Annotated in this window: 25 protein-coding genes; 17 read left to right on the forward strand and 8 right to left on the reverse strand. The window is 66.6% G+C overall.

All coding sequences use genetic code 11. From position 1 onward, the window contains the following. Window positions 1-78 precede the first annotated feature (78 nt). From leuS to nadD, 4 genes are read left to right on the forward strand one after another with little or no spacing between them, the layout of a single operon-like run. Window positions 79-2844 carry a leucine--tRNA ligase gene (gene leuS / locus CIW53_RS08705; RefSeq protein ID WP_149364327.1) on the forward strand — a complete coding sequence of 922 codons (2766 nt, stop codon included), beginning with the start codon at window positions 79-81 and terminating at the stop codon, window positions 2842-2844. Window positions 2845-2849: 5 nt separating this feature from the next. After that, window positions 2850-3398: an LPS assembly lipoprotein LptE gene (gene lptE / locus CIW53_RS08710; RefSeq protein WP_149364328.1), complete on the forward strand. Its 549-nt coding sequence runs from the start codon at window positions 2850-2852 to the stop codon at window positions 3396-3398. After that, window positions 3398-4408 carry a DNA polymerase III subunit delta gene (gene holA / locus CIW53_RS08715; protein WP_149364329.1) on the forward strand — a complete coding sequence of 337 codons (1011 nt, stop codon included), beginning with the start codon at window positions 3398-3400 and terminating at the stop codon, window positions 4406-4408. Before lptE ends, holA begins: the two co-directional genes overlap by 1 nt. Before the next feature lie 37 nt (window positions 4409-4445). Further along, window positions 4446-5093, forward strand: coding sequence for a nicotinate-nucleotide adenylyltransferase (gene nadD, locus CIW53_RS08720; protein ID WP_149364330.1), 648 nt, complete (start codon window positions 4446-4448; stop codon window positions 5091-5093). Between the two features lie 109 nt (window positions 5094-5202). Here the strand turns inward: nadD and CIW53_RS08725 are convergent, their stop codons facing one another. Beyond that, window positions 5203-7077 (reverse strand): 3'-5' exonuclease, encoded by a 1875-nt coding sequence (locus CIW53_RS08725; RefSeq protein ID WP_149364331.1) that lies wholly within the window; start codon window positions 7075-7077, stop codon window positions 5203-5205. A 183-nt stretch (window positions 7078-7260) separates the two neighbouring features. On the opposite strand from CIW53_RS08725, the gene CIW53_RS08730 reads away from it, so the two are divergent. Next, on the forward strand, window positions 7261-8448 hold the full coding sequence (locus CIW53_RS08730) for a GGDEF domain-containing protein (RefSeq protein WP_172969625.1): 1188 nt from the start codon (window positions 7261-7263) through the stop codon (window positions 8446-8448). Window positions 8449-8483: 35 nt separating this feature from the next. Here the strand turns inward: CIW53_RS08730 and CIW53_RS08735 are convergent, their stop codons facing one another. Together CIW53_RS08735 and CIW53_RS08740 are read right to left on the reverse strand one after the other, a co-directional pair. Beyond that, the gene (locus tag CIW53_RS08735; RefSeq protein WP_149364333.1) at window positions 8484-9449 is read right to left on the reverse strand and encodes an oxygenase MpaB family protein; all 966 of its coding nucleotides are present in this window, start codon (window positions 9447-9449) and stop codon (window positions 8484-8486) included. A 174-nt stretch (window positions 9450-9623) separates the two neighbouring features. Beyond that, window positions 9624-10052: an OsmC family protein gene (locus CIW53_RS08740; protein WP_149364334.1), complete on the reverse strand. Its 429-nt coding sequence runs from the start codon at window positions 10050-10052 to the stop codon at window positions 9624-9626. A gap of 148 nt (window positions 10053-10200) precedes the next feature. On the opposite strand from CIW53_RS08740, the gene CIW53_RS08745 reads away from it, so the two are divergent. The 9 genes from CIW53_RS08745 to CIW53_RS08785 all read left to right on the forward strand — a co-directional run bounded on the left by CIW53_RS08745 (window position 10201) and on the right by CIW53_RS08785 (window position 15862). Beyond that, on the forward strand, window positions 10201-10476 hold the full coding sequence (locus CIW53_RS08745) for a GNAT family N-acetyltransferase (RefSeq protein ID WP_149364335.1): 276 nt from the start codon (window positions 10201-10203) through the stop codon (window positions 10474-10476). Window positions 10477-10703: 227 nt separating this feature from the next. Next, window positions 10704-11390, forward strand: coding sequence for a DUF1345 domain-containing protein (locus CIW53_RS08750; protein ID WP_149364336.1), 687 nt, complete (start codon window positions 10704-10706; stop codon window positions 11388-11390). A gap of 111 nt (window positions 11391-11501) precedes the next feature. After that, window positions 11502-11837 (forward strand): pentapeptide MXKDX repeat protein, encoded by a 336-nt coding sequence (locus CIW53_RS08755; protein WP_149364337.1) that lies wholly within the window; start codon window positions 11502-11504, stop codon window positions 11835-11837. Window positions 11838-11903: 66 nt separating this feature from the next. Then, window positions 11904-12377, forward strand: coding sequence for a DoxX family protein (locus tag CIW53_RS08760; RefSeq protein WP_149364338.1), 474 nt, complete (start codon window positions 11904-11906; stop codon window positions 12375-12377). 122 nt (window positions 12378-12499) lie between these two features. Beyond that, window positions 12500-13585: a nitronate monooxygenase gene (locus CIW53_RS08765; RefSeq protein WP_149364339.1), complete on the forward strand. Its 1086-nt coding sequence runs from the start codon at window positions 12500-12502 to the stop codon at window positions 13583-13585. A gap of 65 nt (window positions 13586-13650) precedes the next feature. Continuing rightward, window positions 13651-14037 carry a ribosome silencing factor gene (gene rsfS / locus CIW53_RS08770; protein WP_149364340.1) on the forward strand — a complete coding sequence of 129 codons (387 nt, stop codon included), beginning with the start codon at window positions 13651-13653 and terminating at the stop codon, window positions 14035-14037. 214 nt (window positions 14038-14251) lie between these two features. Continuing rightward, window positions 14252-14722, forward strand: coding sequence for a 23S rRNA (pseudouridine(1915)-N(3))-methyltransferase RlmH (rlmH, locus tag CIW53_RS08775; RefSeq protein WP_149364341.1), 471 nt, complete (start codon window positions 14252-14254; stop codon window positions 14720-14722). 86 nt (window positions 14723-14808) lie between these two features. Further along, entirely contained in the window at window positions 14809-15258 is a 450-nt protein-coding gene (locus CIW53_RS08780) for a GNAT family N-acetyltransferase (protein WP_149364342.1), read from the forward strand. A 31-nt stretch (window positions 15259-15289) separates the two neighbouring features. Then, the gene (locus CIW53_RS08785) at window positions 15290-15862 is read left to right on the forward strand and encodes a Maf family protein (protein ID WP_149364343.1); all 573 of its coding nucleotides are present in this window, start codon (window positions 15290-15292) and stop codon (window positions 15860-15862) included. 6 nt (window positions 15863-15868) lie between these two features. On the opposite strand, the gene CIW53_RS08790 is transcribed toward CIW53_RS08785, so the two are convergent. Together CIW53_RS08790 and CIW53_RS08795 are read right to left on the reverse strand one after the other, a co-directional pair. Continuing rightward, complete coding sequence (locus tag CIW53_RS08790) at window positions 15869-16681, reverse strand: CPBP family intramembrane glutamic endopeptidase (RefSeq protein WP_242451833.1); 813 nt, start codon at window positions 16679-16681, stop codon at window positions 15869-15871. 23 nt (window positions 16682-16704) lie between these two features. Continuing rightward, entirely contained in the window at window positions 16705-17097 is a 393-nt protein-coding gene (locus CIW53_RS08795; RefSeq protein ID WP_149364345.1) for an MAPEG family protein, read from the reverse strand. Between the two features lie 120 nt (window positions 17098-17217). On the opposite strand from CIW53_RS08795, the gene CIW53_RS08800 reads away from it, so the two are divergent. Both CIW53_RS08800 and CIW53_RS08805 read left to right on the forward strand, forming a co-directional pair. Next, on the forward strand, window positions 17218-18075 hold the full coding sequence (locus tag CIW53_RS08800) for a neutral zinc metallopeptidase (RefSeq protein WP_149364346.1): 858 nt from the start codon (window positions 17218-17220) through the stop codon (window positions 18073-18075). Between the two features lie 116 nt (window positions 18076-18191). Further along, on the forward strand, window positions 18192-18578 hold the full coding sequence (locus tag CIW53_RS08805; protein ID WP_149364347.1) for a YkgJ family cysteine cluster protein: 387 nt from the start codon (window positions 18192-18194) through the stop codon (window positions 18576-18578). Between the two features lie 127 nt (window positions 18579-18705). Here the strand turns inward: CIW53_RS08805 and CIW53_RS08810 are convergent, their stop codons facing one another. Both CIW53_RS08810 and CIW53_RS08815 read right to left on the reverse strand, forming a co-directional pair. Next, the gene (locus tag CIW53_RS08810; RefSeq protein ID WP_149364348.1) at window positions 18706-20328 is read right to left on the reverse strand and encodes a sulfotransferase; all 1623 of its coding nucleotides are present in this window, start codon (window positions 20326-20328) and stop codon (window positions 18706-18708) included. An 80-nt stretch (window positions 20329-20408) separates the two neighbouring features. Further along, a complete protein-coding gene (locus CIW53_RS08815; protein ID WP_149364349.1) occupies window positions 20409-22271 on the reverse strand; it encodes a DEAD/DEAH box helicase in 1863 nt (620 codons plus the stop codon). 138 nt (window positions 22272-22409) lie between these two features. Between CIW53_RS08815 and fghA the strand changes: the two genes are divergently transcribed. Continuing rightward, window positions 22410-23258 (forward strand): S-formylglutathione hydrolase, encoded by an 849-nt coding sequence (fghA, locus tag CIW53_RS08820; RefSeq protein ID WP_149364350.1) that lies wholly within the window; start codon window positions 22410-22412, stop codon window positions 23256-23258. Between the two features lie 32 nt (window positions 23259-23290). Here fghA and CIW53_RS08825 read toward each other — a convergent pair whose 3' ends face one another. After that, a complete protein-coding gene (locus CIW53_RS08825; RefSeq protein ID WP_149364351.1) occupies window positions 23291-24619 on the reverse strand; it encodes a DEAD/DEAH box helicase in 1329 nt (442 codons plus the stop codon). Window positions 24620-24762: the final 143 nt, after the last annotated feature.

A 24762-nucleotide genomic window follows, 5' to 3' on the forward strand; every position in this document is an offset into this window, starting at 1 on the left:
CCGCGCTGGGCTAGTCTGCCCAGTTCACTGCAGCCGGTGCTCGCCGCGCTGCACCCATCGCACAACGGCAGCGGAATCATGCAGGACATTCAAGCCCCGACCTCCCCCGAACACGACGAGGCCGCCTATCGCCCGCAGACAGTGGAGGCTGCCGCGCAGCACTACTGGAATGCGCAGCACGCGTACGAAGTGAACGAGGACGACAGCCGGCCGAAATTCTTCTGCCTGTCGATGCTGCCGTACCCGTCCGGCGCGCTGCACATGGGTCACGTGCGCAACTACACCATCGGCGACGTGATCAGCCGCTACCAGCGCATGCACGGCAAGAACGTGCTGCAGCCGATGGGCTGGGACGCGTTCGGCCTGCCGGCCGAAAACGCCGCGATCAAGAACCAGACCGCACCGGCGAAATGGACCTACGCCAACATCGACCACATGCGCAGCCAGCTCAAATCGCTGGGCTACGCGATCGACTGGACCCGCGAATTCGCCACCTGCCGGCCGGACTACTACCGCTGGGAACAGCTGATGTTCACCCGCCTGCTGAAGAAAGGCATGGCGTACCGCAAGAACGCGGTGGTGAACTGGGACCCGATCGACCAGACCGTGCTGGCCAACGAACAAGTCGTCGATGGCCGCGGCTGGCGCTCCGGCGCGGTCGTGGAAAAGCGCGAGATCCCGCAGTGGTTCCTGAAGATCACCGACTACGCGCAGGAGTTGCTGGACGGCCTGGACACGCTGCCGGGCTGGCCCGATGCGGTCAAGACCATGCAGCGCAACTGGCTCGGTCGCAGCGAAGGGTTGGAGATCCGTTTCGACGTCAATGACGACGAGGCGCCGGTCGAGCCGATCACGGTGTTCACCACCCGCCCGGACACGCTGATGGGCGTGACCTTCCTGTCGATCGCTGCCGAGCATCCGCTGGCCCAGTACGCCGCGCAGACGCGCCCGCTGCTGGCCGAGTTCATCGCCGGGCTGCGTCAGGGCGGCGTCTCCGAAGCGGAAATGGAGACCCAGGAAAAGCGCGGCATGGACACCGGCCTGCGCGCCGTCCATCCGATCACGGGTGAGCCGTTGCCGGTCTACGTGGCGAACTTCGTGCTGATGAACTACGGCACCGGCGCGGTGATGGCGGTACCCGGGCACGACCAGCGCGACTGGGAGTTCGCCAAGCGCTACAGCCTGCCGATCAAGATGGTGGTGGTCGATCGCAGCGTGCTCGACGCAGTGCGCGAAATCGGCCACGACCTGTCCCGCGGCGTCGGCGCCGATCCGATGCGCGCGGCACTCGGCGGCGGCAACACCGATGCCTACGACACCAAATCCGCGGTGCAGGTGGTCGAGGATTTCGAGCAGCGGGTGATGGAGCAGTGTGCCTTCACCGAGCGCGGCATCCTGGTGAATTCGGGCGAGTACGACGGGCTCGATTTCCAGCAGGCGCTGGATGCGCTGGCCACGCGTTTCGAAGCCGAGGGCCGCGGCCAGCGCCGGGTCAATTTCCGCCTGCGCGACTGGGGCGTCAGCCGCCAGCGCTATTGGGGCTGCCCGATCCCGGTGATCTACTGCCCGAAGTGCGAGGCGGTGCCGGTGCCGGAAGACCAATTGCCGGTGGTGCTGCCCGAAGATGTCGCGTTCTCCGGCGTGCAGTCGCCGATCAAGGCCGATCCGGAGTGGCGCAAGTGCGTGTGCCCGCAATGCGGCGGTCCGGCCGAGCGCGAGACCGACACCTTCGATACCTTCATGGAGTCGAGCTGGTACTACGCGCGCTACACCAGCCCCGGCGCCAACGCGCAGATCGACGAGCGCGCCAACTACTGGTTGCCCGTCGACCAATACGTCGGCGGCATCGAACACGCGATCATGCATCTGCTGTACTTCCGCTTCTATCACAAGCTGCTGCGCGACGCGGGCATGGTGCATTCGGACGAGCCGGCGCAGAACCTGCTGTGCCAGGGCATGGTGATCGCCGAGACGTTCTACCGCGACAACGCCGACGGTTCGAAGGACTGGATCAACCCGGCCGATGTCGAGATCCAGCGCGATGACAAGGCACGCGTGACCGGTGCGGTGCTGAAGGCCGATGGCCAGAACGTGCAGATCGGCGGCACCGAGAAGATGTCCAAGTCGAAGAACAACGGCATCGACCCGCAGACCATGGTCGACAGGTACGGTGCCGACACCGTGCGCCTGTTCTCGATGTTCGCCGCGCCGCCGGAGCAGTCGCTGGAATGGAGCGAGGCCGGCGTCGAGGGCATGGCGCGCTTCCTCAAGCGGTTGTGGCGCGAGGTGAACACACATGCGGGGAACCCCGACCATCCTGTCACCGATCCGTCGGCGCTGGACGCAGGCCAGAAGGCCCTGCGCCGCCAGTTGCACGAAACCATCCAGAAAGTCAGCGACGATTTCGGTCGCCGGCATGCCTTCAACACCGCCATTGCAGCACTGATGGAACTGCTCAACGCACTGGGCAAGTTCACCGACCAGAGCGAGCAGGGCCGGGCGGTGCGCCACGAGGCGCTGGAGGCGATGGTGCTGCTGCTCAACCCGGTGGTGCCGCACATCAGCCACGCGTTGTGGCAGGTGCTCGGTCATCCGCAGGCGGTGCTGGAAGACCAGCCGTGGCCACAGGTCGACCCGTCGGCGCTGGTGCGCGACACGCTGACGCTCGCGGTTCAGGTCAACGGCAAATTGCGCGCTACCATCGAGGTCGCCGCCAACGCCTCCAAGGAAGAAGCCGAGGCGCTGGCCCGTGCGCAGCCGCAGGTGGTGCATTTCCTGGAAGGCATGACGGTACGCAAGGTCATCGTGGTCCCGGGCAAGATCGTCAACATCGTCGCAGGATGAAAGGCATGAGCTTCATGAAAGCGGGCCATCTGTTGCAAGCCTCGTTGCTGCTGGTCGCGGCATTCGCGCTGAGTGCCTGCGGTTTCCACCTGCGCGAGAACGCGACGCTGCCGCCGCAGATGCAACGGGTGCATCTCACCGTCAACGGTGACGGCGACTTCCAGCGTCACCTGGCCCGCGCGCTGCAGACCTCGGGCGTCACCATCGAGGACGACAGCGGCCCCGGCATCGCCGAGCTGCGCGTGCCGGTGGCGGCCTTCAGCACCGAGACGCTGAGTGCCGGCGGCTATGTGCGCATCACCGAGTACGCGGTGCGCTACCAGGTGCAGTTCGACGTCACCGACGCCTCCGGCCAGGTACTGGTGCCGCACCAGCGCATCGACATGTCGCGCGAATACAGCTACGACGCCAGCAACACCGTGGGCAACGAATCGCAGGTGCAGGAAATCCAGCGCAGCCTCAACGACGACATGGTGCAGGCGATCCTGTTCCGGTTGCAGGCCGCCGGCAAGCACGAACTGGCCGCGCCGGCGAGCGCCAGCAGTACGCACTGATGCCGCTCGGTCCCGGCCAATGGCAGAAGGCGCTGGCGGCGGACGAACTGCAGCCGGTCTACCTGCTCGCCGGCGAACAGTTGCTGGTGCTGGAAGCGGCCGATGCCTTGCGCGCGCAGGCGCGCAAGCTGGGTTATACCGAACGCGAAGTGCTCGACGTCGGCCAGCATTTCGACTGGAACGACCTGGCGCGTTCAGCGGCCGGCATGTCGCTGTTCGCCACCCGGCGGCTGATCGACCTGCGCCTGCCGACCGGCCGCCCCGGCATCGAGGGAGCCAAGGCGATCAACGCGTTCTGCGCCGATCCGCCGCCCGACGTTACCCTGCTGATCACCGCGATGGAGTGGAGCAACAAGCACGATGGCGCGTGGAGCAAGAAGCTCGATGCCAGCGGCACGATGGTGGTGTTCAACTCGCCGCGGCCGGATCAGTGGGCTGCGTGGATTACAGCGCGACTCGCCTCGCGCGGCCTGTCCGCCACGCCCGACGCCGCCGCGCTGCTGGCCGAACGCGTCGAGGGCAACCTGCTCGCCGCCGCGCAGGAGGTGGACAAGCTCGCCGTGCTGCACGGCGAGGGCCGCATCGACGCGGTCGAGATGGAAAACCTGGTTGCCGACAGCGCCCGCTACGACGTGTTCAAGCTCACCGATGCCGCCTTCGTCGGCGATGGCGCGCGCGCGTTGCGCATCCTTGCCGGGCTGCGCTCGGAAGGCGACGAACTGCTGGCGTTGATGGGCTGGCTGGTCAATCAGCTGCAACTTGCCCTGCGCCTGGCCAATGCCAACGACCTGGCGGCGCAGATCCGCAACGAACACCTCTGGCAGGCGCGCGAACAATTGTTCCGCAAGGCCCTGCGCCGCGCCCCGCGCGATCACTGGCTGCAATGTCTGGCCCGTGCCTCGCGCATCGATCGCATGGTCAAGGGCCGCGAGCAGGGCAACCCGTGGCAGGAAGCCGAACGGCTGATCGCCGCCATCGCCGAACCGCGCGCCGCCAAAGCGCTCGCATGACCGCTCCCTCGGGGAGGGTTGGGGAGGGGTAAAGCTCTTGCCACACACCACAAACAAGCCCCTGGCCCTCTTCGGCGGCACCTTCGACCCGGTGCACCTCGGCCACCTCAGCGTGGCGTGGGAAGCAGCCGAACTGCTCGACGCCGAAGTGCGCCTGCTGCCGGCCAGCGTGCCGCCGCATCGCGAGGCACCGGTCGCTTCGGCAGCGCAGCGCGTGGCGATCCTGCGCACCGCGTTGCAAGGCCAGTCGCGGCTCACGCTGGACACGCGCGAGCTGGATCGGGCGGGGCCGTCCTGGACCATCGATACCTTGCACGAATTGCGTGCGGAGCAGGGTGAACGCCCGTTGGTGCTGCTGCTTGGTGCCGACGCGTTTGCGGGCCTTGCCACGTGGCATCGCTGGCATGAGTTGTTCGACGTGGCACACATCGGCGTGCTGAGTCGGCCAGGCGTCTCCGCGCGCTTGCCCGATGAACTGGAACGCGAAGTGGCCGATCGTCGCGTGGCCGAAGCTTCCGACCTGCGCGCGCTACCCGCCGGCAAAGTCATCGAGCTGGCCGTGACACCGCTGGAAATCTCCGCCACCCGCGTCCGCGAATTGCTCGCCGCCGGACGCGATCCACGCTACCTGTTGCCGGCGGGGTTGTTCGACGATCCCGCGCTGCTGGCGCCTTACCGGCGTTAAGCCGCAACCGCCCAGACTTGTTGGCGCCGCCGGCGCGACCGCGCCGCGCTGTCGAACGCGCCAGCGAAGCGAAGCCGCTAGACAGTGCCGGCGCGCGGCACACCGGATATCAGGGCGCTGCCAGTTGCGCCGTCACGTCGTTGATCGAATCACGGATGCGCTTGCTGAATACCGAATCCTCGTGATGAATCAGCAGCAGTCGCTCGGTGGCGCGGGTCATCGCCACGTAGAGCAGGCGTGCCTCATCGGCTTCGGACTGGCCTTCTTTGGGCAGGCCGCCGATGCCGGGGATGATCACGAACGGAAACTCCAGGCCCTTGCTGGAATGCATGGTCACCAGCTTGACGCTGTCCTCGACCACGAACAGGGTCTGCTTGCCGGCGTTGTCGGCGAGGCGGCTGGGAATGTCCAGGTGCTTGAGTACCTCGTGCAGCTTCTCGCCTTCCCACTGGTTGCGGTAGATCACCGCCATGTCGGACCAGGGGCGGCCATGTGCGTGCTCGTCGCGGAGGCGGGCGATCAGCACGTCCATCTGCGCGCGGGCGGTGTCGGTACGCACCAGCTCGGGCACGGCGCCGCGGCGGCCGGCGCTTTCCGGCGCGATCAGCGGCACGCCGTCGCCGTCCGCCTCGTCGCTGCGCGAAGCCAGCAGGTCCTGCGCGAAGACGCGCGCGACCGAGAGGATTTCCAGCGTGTTGCGGTAGTTGAGCTTGAGGATGGTGGTGCGACCCTGGGCTTGCACGCCGAGGCTTTTCCAGCTGATCTTGCGGCGGTCCGGGTTGCCGTAGATGTTCTGCGCGTCGTCGTACAGCACCAGCAGCGAATTGGTGGCCGGGTCGATCATCTGCACGATCAGCTTGTACCAGTCCGGCTCGAAGTCGTGACCCTCGTCGACCAGCACGGCGCCGTATTGGGCGCGCGGGATCTGCCCGCGATCGACGCCCGAGATCACCGCCGGCGGCAACGCCTCGACGAAGGCTTTGCCACTGCCTGGCGGCAGCGGCTCGTTGTAGGCCACCAGCATCTTCCGGCACCACTTGTGGAAGTTGTAGACCTGCACTTTTTCGCCGAGACCGCGCTCGCCAATCAGTTGTTCCAGCCGCGCGGCCAGCGTCTTGTTGTAGCAGAGCACCAGGATCGGCTTGGACATCTCGCGCGCCAGTTGCATCGCACGGAAGCCCAGGATCATCGTCTTGCCCGAACCGGCGACGCCGTGGATGATCCGGTGCTCGTCGCCGATCGAGCGGGCGAGTTGTTCCTGCTGCGCATCCATTACCTTGATCAGGTCGGGGATCTCCAGCGGCCGCACCGCGGCGTCGGTGGGGCCGAACAGGCCGAACTGGCCGCTGCCGGCTTCCACGCGCAACTCCGGGAACAGGTGCCAGCGTACGCGGTCGATCTGGGGCAGGGTCAGCGCCACCGGATACACCTGCGGGAACATCGCCCACAGCCGTTCCTGGAACGCCTCGGCCTCGACCGTCTCGTACAACTCGTCGCGACAGATCACCAGATGCTCGGGCAACACCTCGCCCAGCGCGCCCTCGTCGAACTGCTTGCGGGTGATGTTGGCCAGCACCACGCCCCAGCCCCACGGCATGATCAACTTGCCGGCGTAGCGCGAACCATCCGGGTGGCGTAGCGCCGGGTCGCGCTCCAGCACCACGCCGATCTCCAGCGCGTACGCGCGCGCCTGCAACAGCGGGTTGTTCTCCTTCACGAGGCCGCGCTCGGTGACCAGGGTGAACTGGGTGCTGTCGGCATGGCGAATGGTGTCGGCCTTCCAGTCCTTCACCTCCAGCACCAGCAGGCCGCGACGCGGATGGAAAACGACGAAGTCCGGATGGCGCTGTTTCAGCCCGACCGGCACGTCGTACCACAGCAGGTAGTCGTCTTCGAGCTTCTGCTCCAGCCGCTCGGAAACGCGCTTCTCGCCGCCGGTCATGCGCGGCAGGCAGCTGTTGCGGGTCGGAACAAGCGTAGCCATCCGGCGTCCAATGAGTTTCAATCCGTGAAAGTAGCGAAACGCGGCGGCCTGTCAACGCTTATAGTTTCATCGGATCAGGCCGATACTCGGCAGCAGGCCGGCCCGGAGCAAGCCGGGCGGGCCAAAGGAGTGATGCAGCGGCAAGCCGCCTGTCGAGCCAGCCACAGGGAGTGAATGGGACCCATGCACATCGAAACCCTATCGTTGATCAGTGCACTGCAATCGCTGGCGTTGGCCGCGATGATGTGGGCGGGTACCCGGAGCCGGCCGGGGCGCGCGCACACCGGTCTGTTGCTGCGCGCCGCGGCGCTGGCGGTCGAATCTCTGGGCTGGGGCGCGCTGGCCCTGCAGGCATGGCTGTCGCCGGCGCAGATGCTGCTCGGCGGCAACGCCTTCAACCTGATCGCCCAGGGCATGGGCGTGATTGCCCTGCGCATGTTGCTCGGCGAGCCGTTGCGCTGGCGGTTGGTGGTGGCGATCGGCGTCCTTGGCTATCTGGGCGTGGCATGGTTCGGATTGATCGACCCGGACTATCGTTCGCGCGTGCTGTGGGGCTCGGTCGCGATCATCGCCAACATCCTGCTGCAGGTGCAGGCGCTGGTTGCAGGCCGTTCGCGGGCACGCACGGTGCTGCTGGTGACATGCACGATGTCGGCACTGCTGGTGATCTGGCGTTGTGGGCAATTGTGGCTTGGCTCCAGCGTGCTCGGTGGACTTACCGAGCCCAGCGCGATCAACTACTTCTACATATTGTTTGCCGGCATGCAGCCACTGTTCGCCAGCGTCGCCTTCCTGCTGCTCTACAACGAGATCCTGCAGCGCGAACTGCATCTGCTGGCGCGGCTGGATCCCTTGACGGGGGTGAACAATCGCCTTGCGCTGACCGAGGCTGCGGGCCGCCTGATGCGCGGGGCGGGGCGGCGGGGGAAGCCGGTGGGCGTGCTGCTGCTCGATGCCGACCATTTCAAGAGCGTCAACGACCGCTTTGGCCATGCGGTGGGCGACAAGGCCTTGCGTGAACTGGTATCGAACATTCGCGCCAAGCTGCGCGCCAACGATGTGATCGGGCGGATCGGGGGCGAGGAGTTCGTGGTACTGGTGCCGGACACCACGCTGCAGGACGCCCTGGCGCTTGGTGAACGCATCCGGGCGACGGTGGAGTGCACCCCGCTGCTGGTTGACGGGCAAACCCTGCAGCTCACCACGTCCATCGGCGCGACCGTGGCGGCACTCGACGAAGGCGATTTCGCCGCGGTGCTGCGGCGAGCCGATGCGGCGTTGTATGCCGCCAAGCGCGCCGGCCGCAACCAGGTAGTGGTGGCGTCCGACAACGGGTCCGGATGCGAATCCGGGGCGATGCTGTCGGCCTGAGCGGCCTCGGGTGTGCAGGTGGCCGATGCAGCGGATCAGCGCAAGCCGGGATCGGCCGGCTTCCAGTCGAGCAACTGCCCGGGCGACCTGTCCATCCTTAGGCACGCGCGACTGGCGATGCCATCTTTGAGTGCAGCGCGAAACATCGGTGCGATCGACCACAGCGCATGCGCCGCCAGTTTTGCCTGGCGCTGTTGCCGCGACGTCCGGCCGAGCAGCCGGGTTGCCCAGTCCGGCAACAGCGCGGCACCGGCGTGCAGAAACAGATCGCGCGACAAGCCGGCGACGGGCACCGGCAGGCGTACCTGCGAGAGCAGGTCGAGCACGACGCGCGAGCGCTCTGTAAAAGCCAGTTCGGGCTGGATGCGGCGGAAGTACTCGGCGACCTCGCGCTCGCACGCCGGCACGTTCCTGGCGCCGAGCGCCTCGGCAATTCGCCGCACTTCGTCGTAATAGCGATCGGCGGCGCCGGGCGGCAGCGCGACATGGCTGTAGCGGCGGTAGCCCTGCAGGAAACTGCAGGCCTCGGTGACGTGCACCCAGGCCAGCAGTTGCGGATCGTCGGCGGCATACGGACGTCCATCTTCGCCGTACCCGGTGATGTGCGTGTGGATCTGCCGGACATGTTCGATCAGCGCCTCGGCCCGTGCCCGCGGCGCGTAGGTGGTGCCGCCGACGAACGCCGTGGTGCGCCGCAGCCGGCCGACCAGGTCGCCGCGGAAATTGGAGTGGTCCCACACGCCGGCCAGCGCCAGCGGGTGCAAGGTCTGCAGCGTCAGCGCCGCCAGGCCGCCGGCCAGCATGCCGGGAAAATCCGAGTGCACGCGCCACGTCGCGCTGTCAGGCCCGAACAGGCCGGGATCGCCATGCGGGTGGTCGTAGTCGAGGCTGCCGCTGTCGGCGCGAGGGAACGCGTGCAGCACCCAATGCCGGATCGCGCCGCGCAACGGGCTGAGCGGTTCGCGGGCGATTCGGGCGAGGAAACTCGGTGCAGATGGCATGCCGCCATTGTAGTCGGACGGCACCTCCGCACAGGCCCGCTTGCAGCGGGCCGACGGATTCACGCGTCCAACCACGCAGGGTGGGCATTGTCCGCCGGCTTTCGCGTGGTGCCTTGGAGCAGAGCGGCGGGCAGTGCCTTCCCTGCGAAATCGGAAGGCGCTAACGCGAGGCAGTCAACTTTCCAGGCTGGCATCCAGGGTAATGGTGGCCTTCAGTACCTTGGAAACCGGGCAGCCGAGTTTGGTCGCCTGGGCGATCTTCTCGAACGCTGCCGCCTCGACACCCGGCACTTTCGCCTTGCAGGTGAGATGCACCGCGGTGATCGAGAAGCCGTCGCCATCCTTGTCGAGCGTGACCACCGCACTGGTATCGATGCTGTCGGCGGTGAGCCCGGCATTGCCCAGTTCGAGCGAGAGCGCCATCGAGTAGCAGCCGGCATGTGCGGCGGCGATCAGTTCCTCCGGATTGGTGCCGGGGCCGTCCTCGAAGCGGGACTTGAAGCCGTACGGCGCGTCGCACAGCACGCCGGTTTCCGTGGATATCGTGCCCTGGCCCTCCTTGATGCTGCCGGACCAATGGGCGGATGCGGATTTCTTCGGCATGGAATGCTCCTGCTGCAGGTTGACGGGACAAGCGCGCACTATGCCGATCGTTTCATTCACAGGACGCGAATGCTTCGCCGGCCGGATTTCACACCGGCTATCCGTGCAGATCGTATGCTCGCCGAACCATCTTTCCCTTCGGGGCCGCATGCCGCCTGTCATTCAGCACGATCGCACCGCCCATCGCTTCCACACCCGGGTGGACGGTATCGAGGGCGTGCTCGATTACACCCTCGGTGCCGGCGTGATGACGATCACCCACACCGCGGTGCCGTCTGCCATCGGCGGCCGCGGTATCGCCGCTGCGCTGACCCGGGCCGCGATGGCGGCGGCGCGCGCCGAAGCCTGGAAGGTGGTGCCGGCGTGTTCGTACGCCGCCCGGTGGATGCAGCGGCATCCGGAATACCACGACCTGCTCGCCTGAGAGGTTGTGAGTTTTCCAATCTCTCAGTCCGGCCAGGGCGAAGGCATGCCTACATGCGCCGGACTCGCGATAGAACAAAACCACAGGAAGTGGTTTTGTTCACAAGCTCCGAGGCGCCGCTATGATCGGCGCATGGCCGGCGATGGCGCTGCGTCCGCGGAGGTTGCCTTGATCCACTGGTTCGATTCATCCGCGCTCCTGGGCGTGCGCCGCCAGCCGAGGTGCGCATGAACAAGTCATCGCCTCCGGCGACCGGCGCGAAAAGACGGGGATGGCATCCCTGGCATTTCGTGAAAGGCCGCCCGTGGATGATCATGTCGCTGGCCATCTTCGTGGTGGTGGTCGCCGCGTTGTTGGGCGGCGGGATGCACCCGGCCAACGCGGTACTGATCGGATTCGACCTGGCCGCGGTGGTATTCCTGGGCATTCTCGCGCACCTGTTCAGCAAGGCCACGCCGACCAACATGCGTGCCCAGGCCCAGGCGATCGACACGGGCCGCTGGGGCGTGCTGTGGGGTGGCGTGGTGTTGTCGGCGGTGGTGCTGGGCGCGCTGGCCAACGAGCTGAATGCGGCGAAGAGTGGCGGGATCCTGGCGTTGGGCGTTGGTGTGCTGAGCGTGATCCTGAGCTGGCTGTTCCTCAACGTGATGTTCGCGATCCACTACGCGCACGGCTACTACGGTGACTTCGGCGACCAGCACACCGGCTTGGAATTTCCCGACACGCCCAAACCCGACTACTGGGATTTCGTGTATTTCTCGATCGTGATCGGCATGACCTTCCAGGTTTCCGACGTGCAGATAACCAGCAATTACCTGCGCCGCGTGGTGCTGCTGCACAGCGTGATCGCGTTTTTCTTCAACGTGTTCATCATCGCGATCACGGTGAACATCGTGGCCGGGCAGGGCGGCTAGCGGCTTCGCGTTGGCCCGGGTTGGCGCCGATGTAACTTCCGGCAGGTGTACGGCGAATGAGGGATGGAGACGGCATGACTGTCTCCACCCCTCTTCTCGCCAGGACTTCCCATGAACGTTCGCCTTGCCACACTGCTCGCCGCCGCCATGACCTTCGGTTTGGCCGCTACCACCTCGTTCGCGCAGGACGCGATGGCCGCCGGTTCCAGCCATGCGATGTCGCGCGATGCGATGCAGAAAGACTCCATGAAGCACGATTCGATGAAGCACGACGCCATGAAAAGCGACTCCATGCAGCGTGGCTCGATGAAGTCCAACTCGATGAAGCATGACTCGATGAAGGGCCATTCGATGAAGCATGACGCCATGAAAATGGATTCGATGAAGCAAGACGCCATGAAAGACGATTCGATGAAGAAAGACGGCGCGATGGACGCTGGCCACTAAATGCCTCCTGTGCGGGAGAGCCGCATGGCTCTCCCGCGCGCACCATTTCAGAGTCAGGAGAGCATCATGCGCATATCGGCGCGCACGTCGTTCTGGTCCGATTGGGCAGCGCTGCCGCTGCGGCTGGTGATCGGGTTCGGTTTCATGGCGCACGGCTGGGCAAAATTCAGCCGCGGCCCGGACAAGTTCGCGGACCTGCTGCACTGGATCGGGGTGCCGCTGCCGCACGTCACCGCCTGGATAGTCACGCTGCTGGAGCTTTCGACCGGGCTGGCAATGTTCGTGGGCGCCTTCGTCATGCTCATCAGCATTCCGATGGCCGCCATCCTGCTGGTGGCGATATTCACGGTGCACCTGCCGTACGGCTTCAGTTCGGTCAACACGATCGGTCTGACCGCCAACGGGCCGCAATTCGGTCCGCCCGGGTTCGAGGTCAACCTGCTCTATCTCGGTGGCTTGCTGATGCTGGCGATGGGTACGGGCGCCGGCGCGCTGTCGGTGGATCGCCTGCGCCGACGCAGGCATGACGCGGCCGGTTGAACGTCATCGGTGTTCGACTGTCATCGTGACGGCATGCGGCCATGCCGCTTGTTGCCACGGGTTTATCTCCATCCAGTCCACCGCGCATACTTGATCGCCCATTTATCGAACAGGTACCGCGCATGACCTCGCCCTTCGCCGCTCGGCTCGGCATCGAGCATCCGCTGATCCAGGCGCCGATGGCCGGCTCGACGCCACCGGAACTGGTAGCGGCCGTGTCCAATGCGGGTGGCCTGGGCTCGCTGGGTGCCGGCTATCTGGAGCCGCAGGCGATCCTCGACCAGGCAACGCAGGTCCGTGCTCTGAGCGCCCAGCCCCACGCCATCGGCCTGTTCGTGCTGCCGGACGAATTCGAGGCCGACATGGCGGCGGTGGCGAAGGCCCGCGAACAGCTCGATGCATTGATGGCGCGCGAGGGCCTGGATGTACGCACCAGCCTGCCGCAGCGCTGGGCGCCGCGCTTCTCCGACCAGTTCGCGGCCCTGTGCGAGGCGCGCCCGGCGGTGGCGAGTTTCGCGTTTGGCGTGATCGGCCCCACGCAGTTGCGCGAGCTGCATCGGCGCGACATCCATGTCATCGGCACGGCGACCACGGTGGCCGAGGTTCGCGCCTGGGCCGATGCCGGGGCCGACGCGGTTTGCGTGCAGGGAGCCGAGGCCGGCGGGCATCGCGGCACCTTCCTGCACAAGGCCGAGGACGCGATGATCGGTCTGTTCGCGCTGCTGCCGCTGGCCGTGCGTGCGGTCGACATCCCGGTGATCGCCTCGGGCGCCATCATGGACGGCCGCGGCATGCTGGCGGCGGAAGTGCTCGGCGCGGCGGCCAGCCAGCTGGGCACCGCTTTTCTCGCCTGTCCGGAATGTTCTGCGGCCGCGGCGTGGAAGCGGGATCTGCCACAGGTCGAGGAACACCGGGTCACGACCATTCTCGGGTTCTCCGGGCGCGCCGCGCGTGGCCTGCGCAATCGCTTCGTCGAGGCCATGCCGGAAGCGGTCCAGGGCCTGCCGTATCCGGTGCTGAACGCGCTCACCGCGCCATTGCGGCGCGCGGCCGCCGCGGCCGGCCGCGGCGACCTGTTGTCCGAATGGTGCGGTCAGGCCGCCGCTCTGGTCCGGCCGCAGCCCGCCGGCGAACTGGTCGCGCGGCTGATGCACGAATACCGGCTGGCCCGGCGCGAGGTCGCCGTGGGCGGGCAGACGACCCCTTGACGGCAGGGCGGTTATACTGCGCCCGCGCCATTTCGCGCTGCTCTTACGCATCGAGGCTCTTCCTCTTGAGTACTGCCCGTACGAACAAGTCCGTCACCACGGCCACCTTGCGCAAGTCGGTCATCGACGCGCTCGAAGAACTGAAAGCCAAGGATGTGCGCGAAATCGACGTTCGCGGCAAAACATCCATCGCCGACCTGCTGGTGATCGCGTCCGGCACCTCCGCCCGCCACGTCAAATCCATCGCCGACGAAGTCGGCAAGTTCGCCAAGAAGGCGGGCGTGATGCCGCTTGGCGTGGAAGGCGAGACCGAAGGCGAATGGGTGCTGGTCGACCTGGGCGACGTGATCGTCCATGTGATGCTGCCGCGTATACGCGAGTTCTACGGCCTGGAGCGGTTGTGGACGGTGGGGGACCATGGGCACGAAATCGACGAAGCCCAGGCCAGCTGAAATTTGCCCTCACTCTGCTTGGGGTAAGTGCCCGAAGAATCTCCATGGGCCTGATCCGGAAGCAGATGGGAGCGGGCGTTCGCGAAATGGTTGATCGAGCGTCTTCGCTGTGGGTTTTGCGCCAGAGTGAGCCCTCACCTCAATCCTCTCCTCCAAGGGGAGATGAGGCGAACGACGGCGCTGCGCGCCAGCGGTTGTGTGCCCGAGGGCAGTCATGCGCGCGCGCCTGATCGCCGTCGGTGAGCGCATGCCCGGCTGGGTGGCCGAGGGCTTCGCCGAATACCGCAAGCGGTTGTCGCACGAGCTGCCGCTGGAACTGATCGAACTGAAACCAGGCACCCGCGGCAAGGGCCGCGACGATGCACGGGCTATCCAGGACGAGGGCGCGGCGATCCTCGCAGCGTTGCCGCACGACATCCATGTGATCGCGCTCGATGGTCGCGGCAAGACCTGGTCGAGCGAGGATCTGGCCGAACAGCTGGCGAAGTGGCGCATGGCAGGACGTGACCTGGCCTTCCTGATCGGCGGCCCGGACGGCCACGCCCCCGAGGTGCTGGCGCGCGCCGATCAGCGCTGGTCGCTCGGTGCGCTGACCCTGCCGCACATGCTGGTGCGGCTGGTGCTGGCCGAGCAGCTGTATCGGGCCACCACGATCATGGCGGGGCATCCGTATCATCGGGGGTGAAGCGGGAGTGCGGAACGGGAAGCAGAGGCGTGCGTAGTATCGGAGACGATATGCTTCATCCGTCTCCCGTTCCCCGGACAGCACTCATGCCCCATCAGATCCGCCAAGCCACCGCCCTCGATCTCGACACGCTGGCACCGCTGTTCGACGCCTATCGCCAGTTCTATGGCCAGCCGGCCGATCTGGCGCGGGCGCACGACTTTCTGGCCGAGCGCATCCGCCAGCATGAATCGGTGATCTTGCTGGCGCATGGCGACCACGGCGAGGGTTTGGGTTTTACCCAGCTCTACCCGTTGTTTTCGTCGGTGCGCACCGTGCGCACCTGGTTGCTCAACGACTTGTTCGTCGCCGCGTCGGCCCGTCGGCAGGGCGTGGCGGCAGCCCTGGTGGGTGCCGCGACCGAGCATGCCCGGGCGTTGGGCGCGGCCGGCCTGTCGCTGTCGACGGCGCTGGACAACGCACCAGCGCAGGCGTTGTACGAATCGCTGGGCTGGCAACGTGACCGGCAATTCTGCGAATACAACTTCAGCCTTTGAGCCACCGGGCTCCACCATCGTCGGGAACGCCATGCTTCACCTCGCTTCGCAATCGCCGCGTCGTCGACAGTTGCTGCGGCAGCTTGGCGCGGATTTCAGCGTGCTCGATGTCGAGGTTGCAGAGCAGCGCGCCGCCGGGGAGTTGCCGCAGGATTACGTGAGCCGGGTCGCGCGCGACAAGGCGCGTGCCGGACTGGCCAGCCTGGGTCGGGCGGCGGATGCGGTGGTGCTCGGTGCGGACACTGAAGTGGTGCTGGATGACGAGGTGTTCGGCAAACCGCAGGACGCCACCGACGCCGTCGCCATGTTGCGGCGCCTGTCGGGGCGCACGCATGCGGTGATCTCGGTCGTGTGGCTGGTCGGTGCCTTGCGGGAAGCGTCCGTGGCGTGCGTCTCGCAGGTGCGCTTTGCGCCGCTGGACGAATCGACCATCGCCGATTACGTCGCCACCGGCGAGCCATTCGGCAAGGCCGGCGCCTATGCGATCCAGGGCCGCGGCGCGACCTTGATCGAGCATCTCGATGGCAGCTATTCCGGCGTGATGGGGCTGCCGCTGTTCGAGACGGCGCGGTTGCTGCACCGCTTCGACGTCAAGACAGGTTGAGCGGGTTCAGCCGGGCAGGTTGATCGCGACGAACCATGGCAGCACGGCCAGCAGATTGTTGACACCGTGGGCCAGCACCGCCGGCCAGATCGAACCCGAATGCAAGCGCAGCCAGGCCAGCAGCAAGGCCAGCAGAGTCAGGTCGGGCAACCCGTACCACTGGAACTGCAAGCCCGGCAGGTGGATCAGCGCGAACAACAGCGAGGTGAGCGCCACCGCCCAGCCGACACGGCAGCGCCGCAGCAACGCCGACAGCAGCACGCCGCGGAACAGCAACTCCTCCACCAGCGGACCCACCGTCACCACCACCAGGGTCAACGGGATGCGCAGCCCCAGCGGCGTGTTGCTGCCGAGTTGCTGGATGTCCTGGGTCACCGTGCGGCCGTGCGCCAGCAGATCGGTCAGCAGGCCGCCCAGCAACGGCGCGAGCAGTCCGGCCAGCACGGCCAGCGCGAAGTACGCCGCATGGCGCGGCGGCGTGAAGCCGAAACCGGGAGGCCGTGCCAGCGACCACAGCCACGGCCATTTCCGACGCGCCAGCAGCAAGGTCAGCGGTGCGGCCACGCCCAGCGACAGCATCGCCATCAGTGCCTGCATGGCAGGTCGGTGCAGCACCGACTGCATCATGGCATCGTGGCCTTGCGCGGGCTGACCGAGCAGGGCGATCACGCCGAACACCAGCACGAACAAGCTGCCGACAGCGATCTGCAGTCCGAAATACGTGGCGATCAGGCCTGCGGCGATACCCAGGCCGGGACCGCGTTCACCGGCGGGAAAGACCGGCAGGGCCGGCGGCAGACTGCCAGAGGTGTCGTCCATGGCATGCATCGTGGTCGTTCCGCTCATCCGACCAGCAGGGCGCGGCCGACACCGACGCATGCCATCAGCAGCAAGGCGATCCAGCCGAGCATGGCAAGCCCGAAGCCCGGGCCGCGTTTGGCCGGGTCCGTGAGATAGGCCAGCGCGTACCACACCCGGCCGACCAGCCAGACCAGGCCCGCCACGCCGGCCCAGCCGCTGAAACCATAGGTCGCTGCCAGCCACAGGGTGGGCAGGAACATCATCGTCTGCTCCAGCGTATTCATCTGCACCCGGTAGGCGCGCTCGAACGCGGGATGACCGCTGATCGCCGGCGCCTTGATGTCGTACTTGCCGCGAGCGTGGCCGACGACCCACATCGTGCCGAGCAGGAGCAGCACGGTGAGCAGGGTAACCAGGGCGGGCAGATGGGTCATGCTGAAATCCTCACAAAGGGTCGCCTACTTTAGCGGCAGTGCATGCTTGGCGTTGCCATGGGCAGCGGGCTATCGTCGCCACGCGGCATCATGGCTGGTCTTCACTCAGCGGGGGAACGTATGGATTGGCGAAAAGGTGGCAGCAGCAGCAATGTCGAGATCGACAGTGGCGGCGGTGGTCGACGCTTTGGTGGCGGTCGCGGCATGGGCCTGGGTACGATCGTGGTGCTGGCGATCATCGGCTGGATATTCTTCAAGAACCCGCTGGCCTTGCTGGACCAGGGCGGCACGCAATCCGGCTCGACCGTGCAGAACGGCACGCCGGCACAGGTCGATCCCGAGCAGAAGGATTTCGTCAGCGCGATCCTGCATTCGACCGAGCAGACCTGGGGGGCGATTTTCCAGGCAAAAGGCATGACCTACGTCGACCCCAAACTGCACCTGTTCAGCGGTGGCGTGAATACCGCGTGCGGTGGCGCCACCACCGCGGTCGGGCCGTTCTACTGTCCAAGCGACCAGAAGGTCTATCTCGACGTGGCGTTCTTCCAGCAATTGCAGGACGAGCTGCATTCCTCCGGCGATTTCGCGCGGGCCTACGTGATTGCGCACGAGGTCGGCCATCACGTGCAGAAGTTGACCGGCGTGTTCGACAAGGTCGATGCGGCACGCCGCCGTGGCGCGCCGATGGACGGCGCCGACGGCCTGTCCGTACGGCAGGAGCTGCAGGCTGACTGCTATGCCGGCGTGTGGGCCAACCACAGCCAGCAGGAACTCAACTGGCTGCAACCGGGCGATATCGAGGAGGCGCTCAACGCCGCCAGCCACATCGGCGACGATACCCTGCAGCAGCAGGCGCAGGGCCGCGTGCGACCGGACACGTTCACCCACGGCACCTCGGCGCAACGCGTGAAGTGGTTCAAGACCGGCTTCGGCAGTGGCGACATGGACCAGTGCAACACCTTCGCCGGAGAGCCATGAAGCAATCAAACGCTCAACCGCTCCGTGGTTGAGCGCAGCACCAGCACTGCTCAACCGCCACGCAACACTCTAGAATCCGCAAGCTGCGTGCCTCGGGGTGCGCCCTGGTCGATTCGATGCAACATCCGTGTCTGCGCTGCGGCGCCTGCTGCGCCTATTTTCGCGTGGCGTTCCACTGGTCGGAGACCGAAACCTCCCTTGGCGGCGGCGTGCAGCCGGAACTTGTCGAGAAGCTCGATCCGCATCGGGTGGTGATGCGTGGCACCTATTCAGAACCGGCGCGGTGCGTTGCCTTGCAGGGAATCGTCGGCAAAGCCGCGCATTGCGGCATCTACAGCCAGCGACCCTCGGTGTGCCGCGAAGTGCAGCCCTCGTGGGAATTCGGGACGATCAGCCCGCAGTGCGACAAGGCGCGGCTTGCACACGGCATGGCCGTGCTGACGCCGCAGGACTGGCTCGATCCGCTCGATGCCGACGAGCCGCCGATGCCGCAAAGCGCCTGAGCGCCGATCGTCCTGGCGGTCAATCGACTCGATAGACATCCTTTGCCAGCCGGCCCATGCCGATGCCGGCCTTGATGCATCTGCAAATTCCGGAGCCCGCCCGGAAAACATCGCTCGCAAGCTACCCCTACGACGACCGGGACAGCGCAGGCAGGCCGAGCCCGAACCGCAGCGGGTCGAGCAGGCTGCCGTAGCGTGCCGCGCGTGCGGTATCGCGCTGCAGCGGTTGGCGCACCTGGGCGGCGCTGGCGGTGCGAACGCTGCGCGTCGCCTGGTGGTAGTCGAGGCAGGCCGGGTCGAACGGCAAATCACAGAAGGCCAGCAACGCGTGGATCTCGCGCTCCGGTTCGGCCAGCAGCGCTTCGTAGCGCTGAATGCGGATACGTTGCGGCGCCGCTGCATACCATACGTCCATGATCCTTTCGTAGTCGCGGATATAGGCAGCGATGTCGGTCAGCGTGCAGGCGAAGTGCGGTAGCCGGTAGAACTGCTGCTTGTAGCAGGACCAGCCGGCTTCGAGCGCATCGCGGCGGGCGTCGACAATGCGCGCGCCGGGCAACATCGCGCCGAGCACGCCGGCCAGCAGCCAGTTCGACGGCAGCTTGTCGGTATGCCGCGGCTTGCTGCGGCGCCAGCGTGCAGTGCATTCCAGGTAGCGTCGGCCAAGCCGTTGCCAGTCGTCGGCGCTGGCGGCGCCGATCCATTGCAGCAGCGGCTGGCGGCGGCGCGAGGATTCCTCGCTCAGCACCTGTTCGAGATCCGGCAACTCGCTGGCGCCTTCGACTTCGGGGTGGGTGGCGAGGATCTGCTCGAACAGGGTGGAGCCGGAACGCGGCAGGCCGACGATGAAGATCGCTTCGTGGCCGAGGGTCGGGTCCGGTGGCGAGGGCAGCTGCGATGAAGCGGCCAGCATCGCGTCGGCGTGTGCGTGGAATGCGCCGGCGTCCCAGGTCGCCAGTTGGCGCAAATGTGCGTTGGCCACATTCAGTGCAGCGAACGCCTGTTCGTAGTGCCCCTGGTCTTCGCATGCCTTGCCCAGCGCGAAGCCCATCGCGATGCGGTCGGTCATCTGCGTTCCTTTCCGCTGCAGCGCTGCGGCCAGTCGTTCGCGATCGGAGTCCGACAATGGCCGCGTCTTCATGTTGGCCAGTCCGCGCCACGCGTCGCCGCAGGCCGGGTGCAGCGTCAGGGCAGTGCGGTAGCATGCGTCGGCCTCGTCGAAGCGACCGGCATGCACCAGTGCGTCGCCGAGCAGGATCTGCGTGGGCAGGAAGTCCGGCGCCAGCGCGCTTGCCCGCTGCAATGCCTCGATCGCCGACCGGGTATCGCCATGCAGTTGCAGGTTGCGGCCGAGGTTGAACCACGGCATCGGTGCTTCCGGTGCCAGCGCACAGGCTTGTCGCCAGCTGGCGAAGGCCGCCTCCATGTCGCCGGCGGCCTGCAGTGCGGTACCGAGGTCGGAATGGGCCAGGGCGTAATCGGGCCACTGCGCGATGGCCCGCTGCAGCATGGCTCGCGCGTCCTCGTGGTGGTGCGTGCGGGTATGCAGGATGCCGTACAGGCGCAGGGCTTCGGGGTGTTCCGGCGTCGTCGCCAGCACGCTGTCCAGCGCCCGCACGGCGGCATCGACGGCACCGGCGCGGATGGCGTGCGCCGCTGCCTGCAACTGTTGCAGGGCGGCCGGTGCGAGGCCATCGAGTCGTGGCTCGGTGCCACTGGAGGGGGCGTGCGTGATGGTGGAAATGGGCATGCGACGGTTTCGCGGCGACGGCGACCCACCGATGTTACGTTGCCGCCGCGCCGCTTGCCGAGCGGTGCGGCGCGGAACGCTTACTTGCGGCGCGGTGGCTTGCCACCGGCAGGCCGCGGCTTGAAGCCGCCGGGCTTCTTGAATCCACCCGGCTTGTGCGCCGGCGGCGTGCTGCTGCCGGTGTCGCTGCCGTCCCACTCGTGGATGCGCAGCTGCTGCTGCACCACCCACACCTTTTTCAGGTGCTCGAACACTTCCTTGGGCATGCCGTCGGGCAGGTCGATCAGGCTGTAGTGGTCGCGGATGCTGAGGCGGCCGATGTACTGGCTTTCCAGCCCGGCCTCGTTGGCGATCGCGCCGATGATGTTGCCCGGCTTCACGCCGTGCTCGTGGCCGACCTCAATGCGGTAGGTGCGTTTGCCTTCCTCGGTGGCGTGGGCGCGCACCGGGCGCTGGCCGAATTCGCGCGGCGGCGTGCTCTCGTGGGAGCGGGGCTCGTGCGCACGCGGCTTGTGCTCGCGTGGCGCGCGCGCATCGCTGCGTTCGCGCGGTGCGTGGTCATTGCGCTCGCGGGGGGCCGGCTCGTATTTTTCGCGTTTCGGCGGCGGTGCGAGCAGCAGCGGCTGGTCGCCCTGGGCGATGCGCGCCAGCGCGGCGGCGATCTCGATCGCCGGCACGTTGTGTTCCTGCTCATACTGTTCGATCAGCTGCTGGAACTGGCCGAGGTCGCCCTGGGCCAGCATGTCGCTGATGCGCTGCTTGAACTTGCCGATGCGCACGTCGTTGACCACCTCGACCGACGGCAGCTGCATCTGCTCGATCGGCTGGCGGGTGGCGCGCTCGATCGCGCCGAGCATGCCGCGCTCGCGCGGGCTGACGAACAGGATCGCCTCGCCGCTGCGGCCGGCGCGACCGGTGCGGCCGATGCGGTGCACGTAGCTCTCGGTGTCATACGGAATGTCGTAGTTGAATACGTGGCTGATCCGATCCACGTCGAGGCCGCGCGCAGCCACGTCGGTGGCGACCAGGATGTCGAGCTTGCCGTCCTTCAGCTGCTGGATGACGCGCTCGCGCTGCGGCTGGGCGATGTCGCCATTGATCGCGGCAGCGGCCAGGCCGCGCGCCTGCAGCTTGCCGGCGAGTTCCTCGGTAGCCTGCTTGGTGCGCGTGAAGATGATCATCGCATCGAACGGTTCGGCTTCGAGGATGCGCGTCAACGCATCGAGCTTGTGCATGCCGCTGACGAACCAGTAACGCTGGTGGATGTTTGCCGCCGTGGTGGTGGAGGACTTGATGGTGACCTCGACCGGGTTCTTAAGATGGCGCTGCGCGATCTTGCGGATCACCGTCGGCATGGTCGCCGAGAACAGCGCCACTTGCCGCTCCGGCGGGGTCGCCTGCAGCACTTTCTCGACGTCGTCGATGAAGCCCATGCGCAGCATTTCGTCGGCTTCGTCGAGCACCAGATACTTAAGTTCCGACAGATCCAGCGTACCCTTGTCCAGATGGTCGATCACGCGTCCGGGCGTGCCGACCACGACTTGCACGCCGCGCTTGAGCGAATGCAGCTGCGGGCCGTAGCTCTGGCCGCCGTAGATCGGCAGCACCTGCAGACCCGGCATGTGCGCAGCGTACTTCTGGAACGCTTCGGCCACCTGGATGGCCAGTTCGCGCGTGGGTGCGAGCACCAGCGCCTGCGGCTTGCCGGGCTTGAGGTTTATCCGCGAAAGGATGGGCAGGGCGAAGGCCGCGGTCTTGCCCGTACCGGTCTGTGCCTGGCCGAGCACGTCGCGCCCTTCCATCAATGGCGGGATGGTCGCCGCCTGGATCGGCGAGGGCGACTCATAGCCGACGTCGGCGAGCGCGCGAAGAACGTCAGGGTGCAGCGCGAGTGCGCCAAAACCGGACGGAACCGGGGCGTTGTCGGAAACGGTGGATGACATGGGGGGATACCTCAAAACAGAAAGTGGGTCGGGAAGGCGACGCACGCGGCGTGCATTCTACCAGTCCGGAGTCGGGGTGACGGCTGAATGCCCTGCCGCAAAAAGGCGGGGCTATGCTTGGTCGATGGATGAAGGACGATGAACATGCTTGAGACGATTTCCGAACAGCGCCTGCATGGCGGTGTGCAGGGTTTTTACCGCCACTACTCCGAAGCTTGCGGCGGGTCGATGCGTTTCGCGGTCTACCAGCCGCCACAGGTGGCAAGTGGGCCGTGTCCGGTGCTGTATTTTCTCGCCGGGCTGACCTGCACCGAGGAAACCGCCACGATCAAGGCCGGCGCGCAACGCCTCGCTGCCGAACTGGGCCTGCTGCTGGTGATGCCCGACACCAGTCCGCGCGACACCGGTTTCGAGGGCGCCACCGGCGACTGGGAGTTCGGCGAAGGCGCGGGTTTCTACCTCGATGCCACACAGGCGCCATGGTCGTCCCGCTTTCGCATGCATACCTACGTGGCCCGCGAACTGCCCGAGCTGATCGCCGCCCGGTTTCCGGTCGATGCCTCGCGCAGCGGCATTTGCGGACATTCCATGGGTGGACTCGGTGCGCTGGTGATCGCGTTGCGGCATCCGTCGCAGTACCGCTCGGTGTCGGCCTTCGCTCCGGTCGTGGCTCCGAGCCAGGTGCCCTGGGGGCGCAAGGCGCTGCCGCGCTACCTGGGCGAGGATCGTGCAGCGTGGGCGGCATACGATCCTTGCGAACTGGTGCGACGACAGACCTTTGCCGGCACGATCCTGATTGACCAGGGCGAGTCCGACGGTTTCCTCGAAGCCCAACTGAAACCCGAGCTGTTCGACCAGGCTTGCGCCGAGGCCGACCAGCCGTTGCTGTTGCGCCGGCATGCCGGCTACGACCACAGCTACTGGTTCATCGCCAGCTTCATCGACGACCATCTGCGCCACCACGCATCGGCGCTGGGGTTGCTGTAGGAGCGCACCTGTGCGCTCCTGCAAAGTGCGCGTCAGGCCTTGGCGGCCGGGCGATGGTTCGAGCGGCGGCGCTGGTTGCCGGCGGCGTGGTCGCCGCGGCTCTGCGGCGCGTAGCCGTTCGGCCTGGCTGCACCGGCGGGCTTGCCCTGGCGCGGCGCACGTGCCTGCTGGCGCTGGCCGCCGCCACCCTGCTTCGGACGCGGTGCACCTGCATCCACACGCAACGGGGCGTACGGCTCGAAGCCGGCCACCGGCGTGATCGCGATGTCCTGCTTGAGCAGCTTGCGGATGTCGAACAGCAGCCCGCTTTCGTCATGGCTGACCAGCGACAGCGCCAGGCCTTCCATGCCAGCGCGGCCGGTGCGGCCGATGCGGTGCACGTAGTCCTCGGCCACCGACGGCAGGTCGAAGTTGATCACGATCGGCAATTGCTCGATGTCGATGCCGCGGGCAGCGATGTCGGTGGCGACCATCACCGTGACACGGCCGCTCTTGAAGTCGCTCAAGGCGCGCGTGCGGGCGTTCTGGCTCTTGTTGCCGTGGATCGCGGCGCTGCGCAGGCCGGAGGCATTGAGGAACGTCACCAGCTTGTCGGCGCCGTGCTTGGTGCGGCTGAACACCAGGCTCTGGCGGCGGCTGTCCTGCGACAGTACGTGCAGCAGCAGGTCGCGCTTGCGCGACGCATCGACCGGGTGCACCTGGTGGCTGACCAGGGTGGTGACGGTGTTCGGCGCGGAAACCGAAATTTCGCGCGGGTTGTGCATGAAGTCCATCGCCAGCGCCTTGATCGCCGGTGCGAAGGTGGCCGAGAACAGCAGCGTCTGGCGCTTCTTCGGCACCGACTGCAGGATGCGCTTCAGCGCCGGCAGGAAGCCCATATCGAGCATGCGGTCGGCTTCGTCCAGGATCAGAGTTTCCACCGCGGACAGGTCCAGCGTGCGCTGCTGCATGTGATCGATCAGGCGGCCGGGCGTGGCGATGACGACGTCGACGCCGCGGCGCAGCGCGTTGATCTGCGGTCCCATGCTGACGCCGCCGAAGATGGTGGTGGCGCTGACGTGCATGTGCTTGCCGTAGTCGCGCATGTTCTCGTTGATCTGCGCGGCCAGTTCGCGGGTCGGGGTGAGGATCAGCGCGCGCGGGCGACGGGTCATGGTCTGGCCGCTGGTGGAGAGTTTCTGCAGCAGCGGCAGGGCGAACGCAGCGGTCTTGCCGGTGCCGGTCTGGGCGGCGGCGAGCAGGTCGTGGCCTTCCAGCGCGGCTGGAATCGCGGCGGACTGGATCGGGGTAGGCGTGGTGTAGCCGTAATCGGCAAGCGCACGCAGCAACGCGGGCGCAAGGCCCAGCGAATCAAAAGACATTGGAAACACTCCTGAGCAACCCGGAGTGTTCATACCGTGTTGCAAACTAAGGGGAAGGGGCGACGGTGTGTCGCAGCAGTCACGATTGGGACTGCGCCGCGAAGTATAGCCGATTCGACGGTGTTGCGCATGCAAGCCCGTGG

It is taken from the genome of Rhodanobacter sp. T12-5, assembly GCF_008329435.1.
Taxonomy (GTDB): domain Bacteria; phylum Pseudomonadota; class Gammaproteobacteria; order Xanthomonadales; family Rhodanobacteraceae; genus Rhodanobacter.